The 277-nt window shown below is 44.0% G+C and carries 1 protein-coding gene; it reads left to right on the forward strand.

All coding sequences use genetic code 11. The features are described from left to right. On the forward strand, positions 1–277 hold a 277-nt coding region (locus F8B77_RS17820), incomplete at both ends, for a hypothetical protein (protein ID WP_208846190.1).

Below are 277 nucleotides of genomic sequence, written 5' to 3' on the forward strand. Positions count from 1 at the left end.
GGCAATGTTGGACTCTGAAACAGAAGCATCTACATCAATTATGGCCTCGCCATTGACGACCATGGCAGTAAAACTGGCACAGCGTAATGCGGATCGTACGCTAGGTGCATTCACAGGTGATCAAGATGGCGTTATTTCTAAGAGTGAGTGGTCGACGGCGATAACAACGGCCAAAGAGATCGTAAAATCTCTAATGGGATACAGCCTCATTGATGATGTCGATATTTTTAAGCAAACTCCCATCGTTACTAACGAAACAGAAGAAAGCAAAAAAGGT

Source organism: Aliivibrio finisterrensis (assembly GCF_008933155.1).
Classification (GTDB): Bacteria; Pseudomonadota; Gammaproteobacteria; order Enterobacterales; family Vibrionaceae; genus Aliivibrio; species Aliivibrio finisterrensis.